Source organism: Candidatus Planktophila versatilis (genome assembly GCF_002288105.1).
GTDB lineage: Bacteria > Actinomycetota > Actinomycetes > Nanopelagicales > Nanopelagicaceae > Planktophila > Planktophila versatilis.
This window is the reverse complement of the sequence record NZ_CP016774.1, coordinates 572,986-590,286: the sequence shown is the minus strand read 5'-3', so window position 1 is coordinate 590,286 and position 17,301 is coordinate 572,986. Positions and strand designations below refer to the sequence as shown.

The 17,301-nt window shown below is 48.7% G+C and carries 19 protein-coding genes; 5 read left to right on the top strand and 14 right to left on the bottom strand.

Annotation, left to right across the window (positions count from 1 at the left end):
- The first annotated feature begins 2 nt into the window (after nt 1–2).
- Entirely contained in the window at nt 3–275 is a 273-nt protein-coding gene (locus A1sIA79_RS02995; protein ID WP_095674755.1) for a DUF3099 domain-containing protein, read from the top strand.
- Complete coding sequence (locus A1sIA79_RS02990; protein WP_095674754.1) at nt 268–984, top strand: SURF1 family protein; 717 nt, start codon at nt 268–270, stop codon at nt 982–984. The genes A1sIA79_RS02995 and A1sIA79_RS02990 overlap by 8 nt, the downstream gene beginning before the upstream one ends.
- Here A1sIA79_RS02990 and A1sIA79_RS02985 read toward each other — a convergent pair.
- From A1sIA79_RS02985 to A1sIA79_RS02945, 9 genes are read right to left on the bottom strand one after another with little or no spacing between them, the layout of a single operon-like run.
- Complete coding sequence (locus tag A1sIA79_RS02985) at nt 931–2,817, bottom strand: ABC transporter ATP-binding protein (protein WP_095674753.1); 1,887 nt, start codon at nt 2,815–2,817, stop codon at nt 931–933. The genes A1sIA79_RS02990 and A1sIA79_RS02985 overlap by 54 nt on opposite strands.
- Before the next feature lie 6 nt (nt 2,818–2,823).
- A complete protein-coding gene (locus tag A1sIA79_RS02980; RefSeq protein WP_095674752.1) occupies nt 2,824–3,135 on the bottom strand; it encodes a metal-sulfur cluster assembly factor in 312 nt (103 codons plus the stop codon).
- 20 nt (nt 3,136–3,155) lie between these two features.
- Entirely contained in the window at nt 3,156–3,599 is a 444-nt protein-coding gene (sufU, locus tag A1sIA79_RS02975; protein ID WP_095674751.1) for a Fe-S cluster assembly sulfur transfer protein SufU, read from the bottom strand.
- A 2-nt stretch (nt 3,600–3,601) separates the two neighbouring features.
- Nucleotides 3,602–4,846 (bottom strand): cysteine desulfurase, encoded by a 1,245-nt coding sequence (locus A1sIA79_RS02970; RefSeq protein ID WP_095674750.1) that lies wholly within the window; start codon nt 4,844–4,846, stop codon nt 3,602–3,604.
- Nucleotide 4,847: 1 nt separating this feature from the next.
- Nucleotides 4,848–5,600: a Fe-S cluster assembly ATPase SufC gene (gene sufC / locus A1sIA79_RS02965; protein ID WP_095674749.1), complete on the bottom strand. Its 753-nt coding sequence runs from the start codon at nt 5,598–5,600 to the stop codon at nt 4,848–4,850.
- 11 nt (nt 5,601–5,611) lie between these two features.
- Complete coding sequence (locus A1sIA79_RS02960) at nt 5,612–5,908, bottom strand: non-heme iron oxygenase ferredoxin subunit (protein WP_095674748.1); 297 nt, start codon at nt 5,906–5,908, stop codon at nt 5,612–5,614.
- Nucleotide 5,909: 1 nt separating this feature from the next.
- On the bottom strand, nt 5,910–7,001 hold the full coding sequence (gene sufD / locus A1sIA79_RS02955) for a Fe-S cluster assembly protein SufD (protein WP_095674747.1): 1,092 nt from the start codon (nt 6,999–7,001) through the stop codon (nt 5,910–5,912).
- Nucleotides 7,001–8,410, bottom strand: coding sequence for a Fe-S cluster assembly protein SufB (gene sufB / locus A1sIA79_RS02950; RefSeq protein WP_095674746.1), 1,410 nt, complete (start codon nt 8,408–8,410; stop codon nt 7,001–7,003). The genes sufD and sufB overlap by 1 nt, the downstream gene beginning before the upstream one ends.
- A complete protein-coding gene (locus tag A1sIA79_RS02945) occupies nt 8,407–9,081 on the bottom strand; it encodes a helix-turn-helix transcriptional regulator (protein WP_223298378.1) in 675 nt (224 codons plus the stop codon). The genes sufB and A1sIA79_RS02945 overlap by 4 nt, the downstream gene beginning before the upstream one ends.
- Nucleotides 9,082–9,163: 82 nt before the next feature.
- Here A1sIA79_RS02945 and A1sIA79_RS02940 point away from each other — a divergent pair, with 82 nt between their 5' ends.
- Genes A1sIA79_RS02940 through A1sIA79_RS02930 form a run of 3 tightly spaced genes read left to right on the top strand, consistent with a single transcriptional unit; the run spans nt 9,164 to nt 13,638 of the window.
- Complete coding sequence (locus A1sIA79_RS02940; protein WP_223298377.1) at nt 9,164–10,042, top strand: COX15/CtaA family protein; 879 nt, start codon at nt 9,164–9,166, stop codon at nt 10,040–10,042.
- A gap of 11 nt (nt 10,043–10,053) precedes the next feature.
- Nucleotides 10,054–12,102 (top strand): transketolase, encoded by a 2,049-nt coding sequence (gene tkt, locus A1sIA79_RS02935; RefSeq protein WP_095674744.1) that lies wholly within the window; start codon nt 10,054–10,056, stop codon nt 12,100–12,102.
- Entirely contained in the window at nt 12,103–13,638 is a 1,536-nt protein-coding gene (locus A1sIA79_RS02930) for a hypothetical protein (protein WP_095674743.1), read from the top strand.
- Nucleotides 13,639–13,647: 9 nt separating this feature from the next.
- Here the strand turns inward: A1sIA79_RS02930 and A1sIA79_RS02925 are convergent, their stop codons facing one another.
- From A1sIA79_RS02925 to gap, 5 genes are read right to left on the bottom strand one after another with little or no spacing between them, the layout of a single operon-like run.
- Nucleotides 13,648–13,989, bottom strand: a complete 342-nt coding sequence (locus A1sIA79_RS02925; RefSeq protein WP_095674742.1) for an RNA polymerase-binding protein RbpA — start codon at nt 13,987–13,989, stop codon at nt 13,648–13,650.
- A 3-nt stretch (nt 13,990–13,992) separates the two neighbouring features.
- The gene (gene secG / locus A1sIA79_RS02920) at nt 13,993–14,223 is read right to left on the bottom strand and encodes a preprotein translocase subunit SecG (RefSeq protein ID WP_095674741.1); all 231 of its coding nucleotides are present in this window, start codon (nt 14,221–14,223) and stop codon (nt 13,993–13,995) included.
- Between the two features lie 59 nt (nt 14,224–14,282).
- A complete protein-coding gene (tpiA, locus tag A1sIA79_RS02915) occupies nt 14,283–15,056 on the bottom strand; it encodes a triose-phosphate isomerase (protein ID WP_095674740.1) in 774 nt (257 codons plus the stop codon).
- A 24-nt stretch (nt 15,057–15,080) separates the two neighbouring features.
- Nucleotides 15,081–16,268: a phosphoglycerate kinase gene (locus tag A1sIA79_RS02910; RefSeq protein WP_095674739.1), complete on the bottom strand. Its 1,188-nt coding sequence runs from the start codon at nt 16,266–16,268 to the stop codon at nt 15,081–15,083.
- Entirely contained in the window at nt 16,268–17,266 is a 999-nt protein-coding gene (gene gap / locus A1sIA79_RS02905; RefSeq protein WP_095674738.1) for a type I glyceraldehyde-3-phosphate dehydrogenase, read from the bottom strand. Before gap ends, A1sIA79_RS02910 begins: the two co-directional genes overlap by 1 nt.
- Nucleotides 17,267–17,301 lie beyond the last annotated feature (35 nt).

The window sequence follows — 17,301 nt, the reverse complement described above, 5'->3', positions numbered from 1 at the left end:
CTATGGCTAAAGAAGATGCTGCTTTCGATATCACAAGCGCGTCAACAGGCCTTTCCAAAGACCAGAGTGCGCGGCAACGTCGATATTTTCTTTCCATGATGGTGCGAACAGCCTGCTTTATTTTGACTGTGATACTGCCCAGTCCGTATCGATGGTTTGCACTCGTGGGCGCTGTGATCCTGCCCTATATTGCAGTAGTTGTAGCAAATGCTGGCCGTGAGACAGTAATTCCTGGAGAAGCGATACTCAAGAAGAGGCCGCGAGGAATTGAGTAGTACAAAAAAGCGTGAACATTTTTCAATTCTGAAGTCTCTGATTGCACTAGTTCTCATTGCAGGTTGTCTCTGGGCGGCGCAGTGGCAATACGATCGCGGTGTTGCCCGGCACGACCGTAATTTCATTATCGAAAAACATTCAACAATGTCCCCGGTCTCACTAGCCTCAGTACAAGATCAACCAGCGAACCACGAATGGCAGCCTGTAACAACGCGCGGGCGCTTTGATCCTGACACCCAGATACTTCTCAGAAATAGATACTTCGAGGGCAAATATGGTTTTGAACTTCTCACTAAATTTAATGACACAGGTGGAAGAAGTTACTGGGTTGATTGCGGCTGGGTCCAGGCAGGAAAGAACGCACAAACCAGACCTACATTGCCGAAACTTCCATCAGGTGATGTAGAGATAGTTGGACGCCTGCGATTAGATAGTTCGTTACCTCGGGGATCATTTTTTGCAATACCGACTAACTCAGATACTGGATTGGTTTCGAAGGCAAATGCCCAAGGTGGAACTACAAGTGAAGATTTCTATCTTGACTTAGTTTCTGGCTCAGATCCGGCCTTGTCACCGGCTGCACCTGCCGAACTTCCTGAACTCTCCGATGGACCCCATATGGCTTATGCGTTGCAATGGGTCTTCTTTGGTGGATTAATCGGTTACGGAAGGTTTCTCATTCGTCGTGAGGTCTTGACGCGCAAATAGTTCGGAGTAGAGACCCGCTCCTTGAATAAGCTCTTCGTGTCTCCCTCGTTCAACAATCTGACCCTTTTCCAGAACCAGAATCTGATCTGCCTGCATCACTGTGCTTAATCTGTGTGCGATGACGATCGAAGTTCTACCTTTCAACGCATGACGCAGTGCCTCTTGCACAAGATCCTCGTTTTCAGAGTCCAAGTGCGCCGTTGCTTCATCGAGAATGACGATTGATGGCGCTTTAAGTAATAGCCGTGCAATAGCTAAACGCTGCTTCTCGCCACCGGAAAGTCGATGACCACGCTCTCCCACCATGGTCTCAAAGCCATTGGGAAGTGTAGATATTAGATCCCATATTTGAGCCGACTTACACGCCTGAATCATCTCTTCCTCGGTAGCGTCTTCCTTGGCATACCGTAAATTCTCAGCGATTGTTTCGTGAAAGAGATGTGCATCCTGCATAACAACACCGATGCTATCTCTGAGTGATTGCACTGTGTAGTCGCGGATATCGCTGCCACCGATAAGAATTGCGCCATCTGTCACATCATAAAGTCTGGGTAAGAGTGCACTCATCGTGGTTTTTCCAGCACCTGATGGTCCCACTATCGCCGTCAGTGTTCCCTTTGGCGCAGTAAATGAAATTGACTTCAATATCTGTCCGCTATCTACCGTCTCTGGTTTTGAGACTGATTCCAGGGAAGCAAGAGAGACTTCTTCTGCTTTTGGATAGGAAAATGACACATTTCTAAATTCAATGCTCAGTTCCTGTTGCTTTAGTTGCTGGGCTCCGGGGCGATCAATAATCATCGGATGAAGGTCTAGCACTTCAAATACGCGTTCAAAGGATACGAGTGCGGTCATGACATCGATGCGCACATTAGAGAGTGCAGTCAGTGGTCCGTATAGACGCGCCAATAATGCGGTGATAGCTAGAAGTGTTCCCACCGTAATTGAGCCATCAATAGCTAGATGGCCACCAATTCCGTATGCAAAGGCAGTGGCAACAGCTGCAACGCTGGTGATGCCGACAAAGAAGATGCGATTGAGCATTGCTGTTTGAATTCCAATATCAGCCACTTTACGTGCGCGTGTGCGGAAGAAGTTCTCTTCCTTGGCCGGCTTTCCATAAAGGGAGACCAAGAGCGCACCGGAAACATTGAATCGTTCAGTCATGGTGCTCGACATCGTTGCATTGAGATTAAAGGCATCGCGAGTTAGCGCCTGAATACGCTTACCAACCCACTTAGTGGGCAGTAGAAAGACCGGCAGAAGTAGCAATGAAACAACTGTGATCTGCCAAGAAAGAATGAGCATCGCCGTAACAACAAGTACCAGTGAAACAACGTTGCTTACAACGCCTGAAAGGGTGCCCGTGAATGCTTGCTGGGCCCCCATGACATCTGAGTTAATTCTGGAGATGAGCGCGCCAGTTTGGGTGCGGGTAAAGAAAGCAATGGATTGCCTCTGCACATGTGCAAAAACTTGAGAGCGTAAGTCATATATTAAGCCCTCACCAATGCGCGCAGAAAACCAACGGCCAAAGATATTAAATAGCGCATCCACAACTGCCAGTAGTCCCACCAGAAGAGCGAGCTTGGTCACCAAGGCGGGATCTTTCGGAATTACTCCTTTATCAATCAATTCACGCAGTAAGAGTGGCGTGCTAATTATTAAGAGCGCTTCAATCACAACGGTTGCAAGAAAGATAAGAATCTGTGATTTATAGGGAGCCCCATAGGTGAAAATCCGCTTAATCGTCCCAGGCTTTAACTTCTGAGATTTCACTGACGGATCAGCGGTCATGGAGCGAAAGGTCATCCAGACTGCATGTTGGGACATAAAAAACTAAACAGTAAAGCCGAGAGCGCGCAGCTGTTCTCTGCCGTCGTCGGTAATTTTATCTGGGCCCCATGGCGGCATCCACACCCAGTTGATTTTCACATCATCGGTAAATGGCTTAAGCGCCTCGCGGGTCTGATCTTCAATAACATCTTGGAGTGGACAAGCAGCTGATGTGAGAGTCATGTTCAGCACGGCAATGTTGTTCTCATCCACCATGATGTCGTAAATCAGTCCAAGATCTACTACGTTGATTCCTAGTTCTGGGTCGACAACATCTTTCATCGCCTCGTTTACATCTTCGATCTTTGCAACCATATCCGTATCCTACTTTCTTTTTATGAATTCTTTGCTATTGCTTGCACGGAAGCGTCTTTAAATGCCATCCAGCCCAAGAGCGCACATTTAATGCGAGCCGGGTATTGCGAAACTCCAGCCAGAGCTACCGCATCCTCCAGGAGTTCGGCATCACCGGTTTCAGTCCCTTTGCTCTGCATCAGGTGCATAAATGCATCAGAGATTTCTTGCGCCCGATCAAGGCTCTTGCCAATGAGTAAATCAGTGAGAATCGATGCACTTGCTTGTGAAATAGAACAGCCAACTCCATCCCAAGAAACTTCTTTTACCAGGCCCGCATCGAGAGTGACATTGAGCGTGATTTCATCGCCACAACTCGGATTAATGTGATGAACTTGAGCATCAAAGGTTGGATTTAACTTCTTATGCTGTGGATTCTTATAGTGATCAAGAATCACTTCCTGGTAGAGATTATCTAATTGCATGGTTATCCAAAATACTTCTGTGCGCCACGAATGCCAGCGACTAAGGCGTCGAGATCATCTTTTGTGTTATACAGATAGAACGAAGCTCGAGTAGTAGCTGGAACGCCCAACTTACGAGTCAATGGCCATGCGCAATGGTGACCAGTACGCACTGCTATCCCCTGGCTATCAAGATATTGTCCTAAATCATGCGGGTGAATCTCCCCCACTGAGAACGAGACAATTCCGCCCCGCATATTCATATCTTGTGGGCCAATTACCTTTAAATCATCGATCGTTGAAAACTCATTAAGAAGATATTCAGTCAGAGCACGTTCGTGTTCGTGAATCTGATTCATGCCAATCTTTGTCAGATAGGTAAGCGCTGCTCCTAGTCCAACAGCTTGCGCCATATTGGGAACACCCGCCTCAAATTTACGTGGCGCCGGTGCCCAGGTTGCAGAGGTCATCGTGACGTTTTCAATCATGGAGCCACCGGTCAGAAACGGTGGTAGTTCTGCAAGCAGCTCACTTCGTCCCCAGAAGATTCCAATGCCGGTAGGGCCGACCGTTTTATGTCCAGAAAAAGCTAGAAAATCGATACCGAGTGCTTTTACATCCACGGCCATATGTGGAACAGATTGACATGCATCGAGCACAACAACTGCACCAACTTCATGTGCTCGCTTAACAATCTCTTCCAGCGGAATGATTGTGCCTAAAACATTTGATTGCTGAGTCAGTGCAACGACTTTCGTCTTTTCCGTAATGACCGATGCAAGATTGGAGAGATCAAGGCGTCCATCAGGGGTTACTTCAAACCACGACAGTGAAGCGCCAGTACGCGCAGCTAATTGTTGCCATGGGATGAGGTTGGCGTGGTGCTCCATCTCAGTGACGACAATTCCATCGCCGGCTGAGAGGTGAAATCTATTGCCCTTTTGCGCGTTGCCCATCGCATAAGAAACTAGGTTTAGCGCTTCGGTAGCACTCTTTGTGAAAACTACCTCATCAAGATCTGCGTTGATAAAGCTAGCCACGGTCTGACGCGCACCTTCAAGTGCGTCCGTTGCTTCTTCGGCGAGCTGATGCGCACCTCGATGCGCTGCTGCATTATGAAGTCGATAAAAATCACTTTGAGCTTCAATAACAACATTTGGTTTCTGACTCGTCGCACCTGAATCGAGGTAGACAAGGCGTTTGCCATCGCGAATTTTCCGAGAAAGAATTGGAAAATCCTGTGCGATGACAGATGCATTGAAGGACATATTAAGCGCTTACGTACTCGGCATATCCATTCGCTTCGAGTTTATCTGCTAGCTCTGGGCCACCTTCTTCAACGATGCGGCCATTTGCAAACACATGTACGAAATCTGGCTTGATGTACTTCAAGATTCTTGTGTAGTGCGTAATGAGCAAGATGCCGTGGTTGTTGGCTTCTTTGGCACGAACAACACCCTCTGAAACGATACGAAGCGCATCGACATCGAGCCCAGAATCTGTCTCATCAAGAATTGCAAACTTTGGCTTGAGCAGTTCAAGCTGCATGATTTCATGGCGCTTCTTCTCGCCACCTGAGAATCCTTCGTTAACGTTGCGTTGTGCAAATGAAGGATCCATCTTGAGTGTCTCCATCGCTGCTTTAACTTCTCCGACCCATTCACGAAGCTTTGGTGCTTCACCACGCAAGGCAGTTGCTGCAGTACGTAGGAAGTTGGAGACTGAAACTCCAGGAACTTCTACCGGGTATTGCATAGCTAAGAAAAGTCCAGCTTTCGCACGCTCATCAACAGTCATCTCTAGAACATCTGCGCCATCGAGTGTCACAGTGCCGCCGGTGATTGTGTATTTAGGGTGTCCAGCAATCGAGTAAGCAAGTGTTGACTTACCTGAACCGTTAGGGCCCATAATTGCGTGAGTTTCACCTGACTTGATGGTCAGATCTACCCCTTTAAGAATTTCAATTGCGCCTTGTTCGGTCTCGACAGATACTTTCAGGCCGCGAATTTCTAGAGTACTCATATCTATCTCCGTTACATCTCTACCGTGACGGAGTCTCCGTCGATGGTTACTGGGTATGACTTCACTGGCGCTACAGCTGGTGGCGTAAGGGCTTCACCCGTACGAACATCAAACTCTGCGCCATGGAGCCAGCATTCAATCTTGAATCCTTCAATATCGCCTTCAGAAAGCGAGGCTTCTGAATGACTGCATGTATCAGATATTGCAAAAACTTCAGAGCCCACTCGCGTAACGCAAATCGACTCGCCATTTTTTTCAATACGTAGCGGTTTTCCCTCTGTCAGAGAGGCTAGTGAGAGATCAGACATTTCACTTGCCTGCCTTTGCTAATTCGTTATCGATTCGAGTCATGATGCGATCTTGAAACTCATCGATTCCGATCTCCGAAACGATTTCATTGAAAAATCCACGAACAACAAGACGACGAGCATCCTCCATATTGATTCCGCGAGACATGAGATAAAAGAGCTGCTCATCATCAAAACGACCGGTTGTAGATGCGTGTCCGGCGCCAACAATTTCTCCGGTTTCAATTTCAAGATTAGGAACAGAGTCAGCGCGTGCGCCATCTGATAACAAGAGATTGCGATTAAGTTCGTAGGTATCTGTACCTTCAGCTGCGGCGCGAATGAAGACATCACCGATCCACACTGTATGTGCCTTATCGCCTGCGAGTGCTCCCTTGTAATTAACGCGAGATTTCGCATTTGGTACCTTGTGATCTACAAACATGCGATGCTCAAAGAATTGACCGGCAGTTGCAAAATACACTCCTGAGAGATCACATGATGCACCTGGTGCGATGAAATCAACTGTCGGCAGCAGACGAACCAGGTTGCCACCGACGGTGACAACGATTGATTTAAATGTTGCATCGCGATCCACGATTGCGTGATGTCGACCTGCATGAATTGTCTGTGTGCCCCACTCTTGCAAGCTGATCAAAGTTAGATGGGCCCCTGGGCCTACCTGGATCTCTAAATCTTCTGCCAGATGAGTATCGCCGGTGTTTTCAATGATGACCGTTGCTTTGGCGTGGGTACCAACTTTGATAAGTACTCGAGCAAATTCAGCCGTATCCAGAGCACCTGGTGTGCGGCCTAGAAAGATTGGACTCGCAACTTCAGCGTTGGATGCAATCTCAAGAATCGTTCCCTGATCTGTGAATTCACGAATTCGATTAACAATCGCATCATCAGTCTCGGTCACTGCCGTGATTGTTGTGCGGGTTAAAGTGACTCCCGAAGGTAGGTCACCTTTTGCGATGAGTGAATTACGCAGAACAGGTGTAGCTGTTCCATCGTGCATTCCACCTAATCGTTTCAGGGGGGTAAAGCGCCACGCCTCTTCCCGACCGGAAGGGGTGTGCTTTTCCAGAATATTTGATTGCAGTGTTGTCATTATCCGACAGCACCTTCCATCTGCAATTCAATCAGGCGGTTAAGTTCAAGTGCGTACTCCATTGGAAGTTCGCGGGCGATTGGTTCGATAAATCCACGAACAATCATTGCCATCGCTTCATCTTCATTGAGTCCACGTGACATGAGATAGAAGAGCTGATCATCTGAAATCTTTGAGACGGTCGCTTCGTGACCCATAGAAACATCATCTTCGCGAATATCTACATACGGATATGTGTCAGAACGTGAAATGGTATCTACCAGCAGTGCATCACATTTAACTGTGCTTGCTGAATGGTGAGCGCCTTCTTGCACCTGAACGAGTCCGCGATAAGAAGTACGGCCTCCCCCGCGGGCAACTGATTTAGAGATTACTGAAGACGATGTATATGGCGCAGCGTGAACCATCTTTGCACCAGAATCTTGGTGTTGGCCAGGACCTGCAAATGCAAGCGAGAGAGTCTCACCCTTTGCATGAGGACCCATCAACATTACAGCTGGATACTTCATCGTGACCTTTGAGCCAATATTGCCATCGACCCATTCCATCGTTGCACCTTCGGCACATGTGGCGCGCTTTGTTACCAAGTTATAAACGTTATTCGACCAGTTCTGAATCGTTGTGTAACGAACGCGCGCACCCTTCTTAACGATGATTTCAACAACTGCTGAGTGAAGCGAATCTGATTTGTAGATAGGTGCGGTGCAACCTTCAACATAGTGAATGTATGAATCTTCATCAGCGATAATCAGTGTGCGCTCGAATTGACCCATGTTCTCAGTGTTAATGCGGAAATATGCCTGTAAAGGAATATCAACATGGACACCCTTAGGAACATAAATAAATGAACCACCAGACCAGACAGAAGTGTTGAGAGCTGCAAACTTATTATCCCCAACCGGAATAACGCTTCCGAAATACTCTTTGAAGAGTTCTGGGTGCTGCCTTAGGCCGCTATCGGTATCAAGGAAGATCACACCCTGCTTCTCAAGGTCATCCCGGATTGAGTGATAGACAACTTCAGATTCATACTGGGCTGCAACACCAGAAACTAGGCGTTGCTTTTCTGCCTCTGGGATACCAAGGCGATCGTATGTGTTCTTAATATCATCTGGAAGGTCATCCCAGGTTGCTGCCTGCTTTTCAGTAGAGCGCACGAAGTACTTAATGGTGTCGAAGAAAATTCCGGAGAGATCTGATCCCCATGATGGCATTGGCTTCTTGTAGAAGAGATCAAGGCCTTTAAGGCGCAGGTCTAGCATCCACTGTGGCTCTGATTTCTTAGAGCTAATGTCACGAACTACCTCTTCACTCAGACCACGCTTTGCATTAGATCCGGCATCGTTGCTGTCTGACCAGCCGTACTCGTAATTTCCGAGACCTTCGAGTTCTGGATGTGCTGTTGTCATTTGTGTGCCTTTCCATCGGTAGTTGTAACTTTCTTATTATTGACAGTCTTTGGAATATAAGTAGTGCACACGCCATCACCATGGGCAATCGTTGCCAGTCGTTGCACGTGAGTTCCTAGAATCTTGGAGAAGATTTCGGTCTCGGTCTCGCATAGTTGGGGGAATTCAGCGGCCACGTGTGCGATTGGGCAGTGGTGCTGACAGAGTTGTTCACCATTGGCATGGACTTCAATGCTTGCCGCATAACCTTGCTCGGTTAAGAAAGTTGCCAGCGCTTCTGTTTTATTCGGCGACTTAGCCAGGGCCACAGTTGCTTTGCGTTCAATGTCATCTGCGCGAGATTGGGCAAAGGCATAGACCTGATGTTCTCCGGATTGCGATGACATGAATTTCAAAGCGGCAACCGCTAAGTCATCGTAGGAATGCTCAAACTGTTCCCGACCAGCATCGGTCATCACGAAAACTTTTGAAGGCCGACCGCGTCCCCTCGTAAGAGCCACATGCGGATCGCGCGCTTCCAAAATTCCATCGGCGACGAGAATTTCAAGATGGCGGCGAATGCCTGGAGGCGTAAGTCTGAGTCTGGCGCCAAGGATTACCGCAGTGGAGGGGCCATTTTCTAGAACCGAGCGCGCTACAGCATCACGTGTACTGAGGTCATCGATTTTCACAACACTATTGTGTCGTAATTCCCTCGCCCTTGCCACTCGAGCCGGCGCGTCCTACTGATGTGTAGGTCATAGGCTACGCAGCGTGAGTAAATCCGGGACGATTGCAAATCGCCTACTGCCAACCCTCACCGGCCTCCTGCTCTTTCTTCAGTCAGCCTTAGTAGTGACCGGAGGAGCGGTGCGCGTGACCGGCTCGGGTTTGGGATGTCCCACCTGGCCAGAGTGCGTGCCCGGCTCTTATCTACCGGTTGAAGGGCAAGCCGAAGGCGCACTACACGCATGGATTGAATTTGGAAATCGCTTACTCACATTCGCACTGCTCTTTGCTGCCCTTGCAACTTTTATTGCAGTATTTCGCAGCAGACGTCGCGACCTAAGAATTTTGGCTGCCACTCAAATTTTGGGAATTTTAGGACAAGGAGTCCTGGGCGGAATTACAGTATTAACTGATCTGAACCCACTCGCTGTGGCATCGCACTTCATTCTTTCAATAGCACTGATTGCCGCAGCTACATCACTGCATTCCAGGCGACATCATCCGCAAGTACGAACATCTGCATCTCAGGTGAGAATTTCACGCTTTTCTTTACTTCACCTAACTCTGGCATTCGTAGCAATTGCGATTGGCACGCTAGTCACGGGATCTGGTCCGCATGCCGGTGATGTCGATGCCCCGCGGCTAGATTTCGGTATCACTACCATCACTCGTTTTCATAGCGCCGCAGTCTGGCTCTTAATTGTTGTTACCGTTCTCTTCTTCCTCTCCCCCAATCTTCGTTTTGAGACCAAACGTTGGATTAAGATATTTTTTATTCTGACACTACTTCAAGGCCTCCTTGGGTATATTCAGTACTTCCTAGGAGTGCCAGAAGGCTTAGTGATGCTGCACTTACTTGGTTCCGTTCTCGTCTGGATTGCGGCATGGCGAATCCGTCTTTCAGTTGTACGTAAACACGCATAAGGAGAAGAAAGATGACACAGATAGCTGGTTGGACCGAACTCGATGATCGCGCGGTTGCATATGCTCGCGCCCTCGCGATGGATGCGGTACAAAAAGTCGGAAATGGCCATCCCGGAACCGCGATGGCACTCGCACCAGTGGCATATAACTTATTTCAACGACATCTCGTGCATGATCCGGCCAACCCGCATTGGTTAGGTCGCGATCGCTTCATTCTCTCTTGCGGTCATTCATCACTAACTCTTTACACCCAACTCTTCTTCAGCGGATACGGGCTTGAGATGCAGGATATGCAATCATTTAGAACTTTTGATTCATTGACACCCGGACATCCGGAATACGGCCACACAGTGGGAGTTGAAATGACAACCGGTCCACTCGGCGCTGGAGTTGCAACCGCTGTCGGCTTTGCCATGGCTGCGCGCTATGAACGTGGACTTCTGGACCCTGAAGCATCTGCTGGCCAATCTCTCTTTGATCACTCCATCTGGGTTATCTGTTCTGATGGTGATCTACAAGAAGGTGTATCAGGTGAAGCATCATCACTTGCCGGAACGCAAGCTTTAGGTAATCTCAATATTATTTATGATGATAATCGCATCTCTATTGAAGGCGATACTCACGTTGCCTTTACCGAAGATGTTGCTGCGCGCTATCGCGCATATGGCTGGGATGTGCACGAGGTCGCAGCACTACCTGATGGCAACATTAATCTCGGTGAACTAGATAAAGCGATGATTGCTGCGAAAAGCAACTCGGCCAAGCCCTCTCTGATTCGCATGCACTCTGTGATCGCTTGGCCTGCCCCTAAGTTGCGTGGCACTGCCAAGTCTCACGGTTCAGCTCTCGGAGATGAAGAGATTGCCGCAACTAAGGTTGAGTTGGGGCTTAATCCAGAGGAAAAGTTTGCAATGCCGGCAGAAGTCTTTGCCCATGTTCGCGCTGTGAAAGATCGTGGCGCAGCGGCGCATGCCACTTGGAGTAAGAAATTCACCGAGTGGAAGTCAGCCCATCCAGCACGCGCAGAACTGCTTGCCCGCCTTGTCACAAAAGAACTGCCGAAGGGCTGGGGTAAAGATCTTCCTGTCTTTGAAAGTGGAAAAGAGGTGGCCACGCGCGCCGCATCCGGACAAGTCATCAACGCCATTGCAAAGGTGCTTCCTGAATTCTGGGGCGGATCTGCAGACTTAGCAGATAGTAATAACACCACTATTGAAGGTGGGAATTCATTCCTGCCTGCAACAAGTGCGATGAAGAACGCCGACCCTTATGGTCGAATTATTCACTTCGGTATTCGCGAGCATGCGATGGGCTCCATCCTTAACGGAATAACTCTGCATGGTCTTACTCGATCCTTCGGTGGAACATTTGCAGTCTTTAGCGACTATATGAGACCCGCCGTGCGACTTGCAGCACTGATGGATATTCCCAGCACATTTATCTGGACACATGATTCGATTGGCTTAGGCGAAGATGGCCCTACACATCAACCGATAGAACATTTTGCAGCGCTGCGCGCTATTCCAAACTTTGCCGTCATTCGTCCGGCAGATGCTAATGAAGTTACCGAAGCGTGGCGCTCAATCCTCACACGACAAGAGCCAGCGGGCATCCTCCTATCTCGTCAAAATTTACGTACGGTTGATCGCACGACCCATGGCGCCGCAACCGGTGTCGATATGGGCGCCTATATTTTGAAGGAAGCATCCTCTGCACCAAAAATTGTCATCATCGCAACCGGCTCGGAGGTCGGCATCGCACTCGACGTTCAGATCGCACTGGAAAAGGATGGTCACTCCACTCGCGTTGTGAGTGCGCCCTGCCTGGAATGGTTTAACGAGCAGACCCCTGCATATCGAGAATCTGTGCTGCCAATGAAATCACTGCGCGTGAGTATTGAGGCAGGAATAGCTCAGGGTTGGCGGGAATATGTCGGCGATAACGGCGTGATTATCTCGCTCGACCACTTCGGTGCATCAGCTTCGGGCAATAAGCTCTTTACCGAATTTGGTTTTACACCCGATGCAATTGTCAGTACGGTCAAGAAGGCACTGGGCTAAATGAAGTTATCTGGGCGCGCGCTTTCTAAAGTCGATCGCCAGTCTGAACTCTATAAATCTTTAGCGAAAGCGCATGTAAAGATTGCGGCGAAGGATGCAAACACATGGGGCGCAGCTGCCGCCGCAGAAGCTGCCATTCGTTTGAACTGGGTTGATTTACCTACAACTTCCGCCGCCTTACTCCCCCAGCTAGATGCTCTAGCTAAGAAATTTTCCTCACTCTCCCGCATCATTCTCTGCGGAATGGGTGGCTCTTCACTTGGCCCTGAGGTCATCGCTCAGACTTACAAAAATGATGTTTTTATCTTCGACTCAACTGATCCCAACTATGCCGTGCACGCACTCAACGGTGATTTGAGTAAGACGCTGGTGATTGTGAGTTCTAAATCTGGTTCCACAATTGAAACAGCTTCACAACGCGCTCTCTTGGCCCAGAAGTTTGAAGACGCTGGACTCAAGCCCGTCGACCATTTCCTTTTTGTGACTGACCCTGGCTCTCCACTAGATGTTGATGCGCGCGCGCAAGGCTTCACAGTTCTCAATGCCGACCCTCAGGTCGGTGGAAGATTTAGTGTGCTTGGCGCCTTCGGCCTGGCACCTTCTGCGCTATCTGGTTCACCCGTGAAATCACTGCTGGATGATTCACGTATTGAAAAGGAGTCTTTCATCGCTAATGCCCAACCGGTGCTAGATACCGCTTATCTCCTTGCAACCCAGAGCGCTCAATACATCGGCTTCACTGATGCACAATCAGATATGCCTGGCTTATCAGATTGGATTGAGCAACTGATTGCAGAATCAACTGGGAAGAATTCAGTTGGGCGCCTGCCAATAGCTACAGAGAACGCTGTTAACGCCGCAATCGGCGGTGCCTTGACAGTGAGCTATTGCGGTAACGAAACAGATTTAGTTGTCGAAGGCGCACTCGGTGCTCACTTTATTTTCTGGGAATGGGTCACAGCACTCCTCGGCCTCGCTCTTAAAATTGATCCCTTCAACCAACCCAATGTCACCGAAGCTAAAGAACAGACATCTGCCTGTTTAGCAGAATGGAAGAACGAACTTCCAGAGCTAAAGCCTAGGCAAGTAGATGCCGGTGTTGAGATCTTTGGGGAAGGCCAATCACTCACAGATGCGCTGGCAACTTTTATCGAAGATGTAAAAGAAGGTGGCTACATCGCGATCATGGCCTACCTAGATCGCCGAGATGATAAGAAGATTGCAGAGCTGCGATCAATTCTGGCAGCCAAATCAGCACGACCAACATCTTTTGGTTGGGGTCCACGATTCCTGCACTCAACGGGACAGTTTCATAAAGGTGGACAGCAAAATGGTTCTTTCTTACAGATTACTGGTGTGACACACACTGACTACCAAATTCCAGGTCAATCATTCTCACTACGCACGCTATTGATGGCGCAAGCGATAGGTGATAACCGCGCACTTGCGGCAAGAAAATACCCACTCTTACGTCTGCATCTGCAGAACCGCAAAGTGGGTATTGATCAGATTCTCGCAGCCGCGAAAAATCTTTAATCTAAATTTTTATTCGATATCGTCGCCGCGAAGTTTGCGCAAAGCATCTTCTAAAATCTTTTCGCCCTCTTTATCTGTGCGTCTTTCCTTCACATAAGCAAGGTGAGTCTTATAAGGAACATTGACAACCGCTGATGGTGGATTCGCTTTATCGCGACCTGCTGGAAGGCCGCACTTAGGGCAATCCCATTGGTCCGGAATGACGACCGTCTCTTCAACTGCAAACGAAGGTCTTACTTCATGGGCATTTGCACACCAATACGAAACGGTGGCGCGTTCAATCTGATCTCCGCGCTCGGCCTCGCCCATTGGGCCAGCACCGACACGACTGCCGCGAATTGCACTTGCCATGAATTAACCTTTCAAAACAAGAGAGAGAGCTACGACACCGGCGAACCAGAGGCCACCAACGACAATGGTGATGCGATCAAGATTTTTTTCAACTACAGAAGAGCCTCCGTAGTTGGAAGAGATTCCGCCGCCGAAGAGATCTGAGAGTCCTGATCCTTTGCCCTTATGGAGTAAAACCAAGAGAATCATCAAGAAACTGGTGATGACGAGAAAGATTGAAAGCGCTAAAGCCACGGTGAAACTCCTCTAGAGGTAGGGGAACAGGATACCCGAATGAATGGAAAACTCTTGAATCACGCCCGGGCGTGGAACTTGGCAATCTTTGCCAGCTCTTCTGGGTCAAGGCTTGCTCCCCCAATGAGGGCGCCATCGACATCGGCCTGCTTCATGATCTCTGCAATGTTGGAAGATTTCACTGAACCGCCATAGAGGATTCTCATATTTGCCGCAATTTCTGCAGAACCAATCTGCTCAATCTCTTCCCGGATTGCGGCACATACTTCTTGTGCATCTTCTGGTGTGGCACTCTTGCCGGTTCCAATTGCCCATACTGGTTCGTAGGCAATCACAATTTTCTTCAGCTCTGGCTTATGAAATCCCTCTAGACCTGCCCGCACTTGGCGGATGACATGTGAAACGTGAGCACCTGATTCACGCACTGGTAGATCTTCTCCGACACAGAAGATTGGCGTGAGCTCATGGGTAAGTGCCGCTCTGATTTTGCGATTAATAAGTGCATCATCTTCATGATGGATGGCGCGTCGTTCCGAGTGACCAATCACAACAAAGGTGCAGCCTAATTTGGCAAGCATCGAGCCAGAGATATCACCGGTGAATGCTCCAGATGCTTCCGGAGAGAGATCTTGCGCGCCGTATTGCAGACGAAGACGATCACCATCGACCATGGTCTGAATGGAACGGATATCGGTAAAGGGAGGAATAATTGCAACATCGACTTCGTCGTAATCTTTATCGGCAAGTGAGTAGACGAGTTTCTGAGCAACTGCAATCGCCTCAAGGTGATTGAGGTTCATCTTCCAGTTGCCCGCCATTAACGGTTTGCGCATTTGGTTCTCCTTTGGTGTCGAATGCTACAGATCAAGTGCGGTCAGACCAGGGAGCTCTTTACCTTCAAGGTATTCAAGTGATGCTCCGCCGCCGGTTGAGATATAGCCAAATTGGAAATCATCGAATCCAAGTGCTCGAACTGCCGCCGCGGAATCGCCACCACCAACTACTGAAATTCCAGAGACTTCAGTCAGCGCCTGTGCGATGACTTTGGTTCCGGCTGCAAATTTAGGAAATTCAAAGACGCCCATCGGACCGTTCCAAAAAACTGTTTTGCAACCTTTAATCGCTGCAGCAAAAGCTGCTGCTGACTCCGGACCGATATCAAGTCCCATCTGATTATTCGGAATCGCATCCGAGCTGACTAACGTCGGTGTTGCATCGGCTGAAAATGTGGGAGCAATAACGATATCTGTGGGGATTAACAACTTAACTCCGGAGTCTTCGGCCTGCTTGATCAGACCCTTGACGGTATCGATCAGTTCTACTTCAACGAGTGAAGTTCCAATTTCCTTGCCTTGTGCAGCCAAGAAGGTGAAGAGCATTCCGCCACCAATAGCCATCACATCTACTTTTCCAAGCAGGTTAGCGATGACACCAATCTTGTCTGAGACCTTCGACCCACCAAGGACAACTCCATAAGGGCGCACCGGATCAACAGTGAGTTTTTTCAATACCTCAACTTCGGCAGCTACCAAGGTTCCTGCTGCATGAGGCAGCAACTTGGGAAGATCAAATACCGAAGCATGTTTACGGTGCACCGCGCCAAAGCCATCGCCCACATAGATATCAGCTAAATTCGCTAGCTCTGTGGCTAAAGCTAAACGTTCGCTCTCATCTTTAGATGTCTCAGCTGATGCGAAGCGAATGTTTTCCAGAAGCAGAATCTCTCCGGGTGCCAGGGCTTGCGCCTTTGCTGTGACATCGGCTCCCGTAATTGCTGGGATAAATTGCACTGGTTTTCCAAGCAATTCAGCTAAACGCACAGCTACTGGAGCTAGTGAAAGTTCTGGTTTTACTTCACCCTTGGGACGACCTAGATGCGCCGCGATAACAATGCTCGCACCTTTTTCAAGAAGTGCGTTAATTGTTGGTAGCGATGCGCGGATACGACCGTCATCTGTGATCTTTGATTCCTTTAAAGGAACGTTGAGATCGCACCGGAGAAATACCCGCTTACCAGCAACATCTAGATCGACCAATGAAGTCATTAGAGAGATTTACCAACATATCCCACTAGGTCAACTAGTCGGTTTGAGTAACCCCATTCGTTGTCATACCAACCAACAACTTTGACTTGATTTCCGATTACCTTAGTCAGGCCGGAATCGAAGATGCAAGAAGATGGATCGGTGACGATATCTGAAGAGACGATTGGATCTTCCGTGTATGAAAGAAATCCCTTGAGTGCTCCGTTTGAAGCTGCCTTCATTGCCGCATTAATCTCGGCAACGCTTGCCTCTTTTGCAAGTTCTACTGTGAGGTCGGTCGCAGACCCTGTTGGAACTGGAACGCGCATCGCATAACCATCGAGCTTGCCCTTGAGCTCTGGCAGAACGAGAGAGATGGCTTTAGCGGCGCCAGTAGATGTAGGAATCATATTTGTGGCAGCTGCGCGGGAACGACGGAGATCCTTATGTGGGAAATCAAGGATTACCTGATCGTTGGTATAGGCGTGAATAGTGGTCATCAAGCCCTTAACAATTCCCCAGTTATCGTGAAGAACTTTAGCCATCGGAGCTAGGCAGTTTGTTGTGCACGATGCATTTGAAATCACATGATGGTTAGCTGGGTCATACTTATCGTGGTTCACACCCATCACGATGGTGATGTCTTCATCTGAAGCTGGCGCTGAGATAATTACCTTTTTAGCACCGGCTGTGATGTGCTTCTTGGCATCTGCTGCCTTGGTGAAGTGGCCGGTTGATTCAATAACGATATCTGCCTTAACCGAAGCCCATGGAAGATTTGCTGGGTCACGATCTGCAAATACGGCGAATGTTTTTCCGCCGACGCTCATGCTGTCATCGGTATATGTGACATCAAGACCAAGGCGACCCAAGATTGAGTCGTACTTGAGCAGATGTGCCAGTGTTGCATTATCAGTCAGGTCATTAATACCTACGATATTGATATTCGGGTTGGTGAGCGCCGCACGGAAAAAGTTACGTCCAATGCGTCCAAAACCATTAATTCCGACATTAATCATGTGAAACCTCTTTTATATTCTTTATTGCCCCAGAT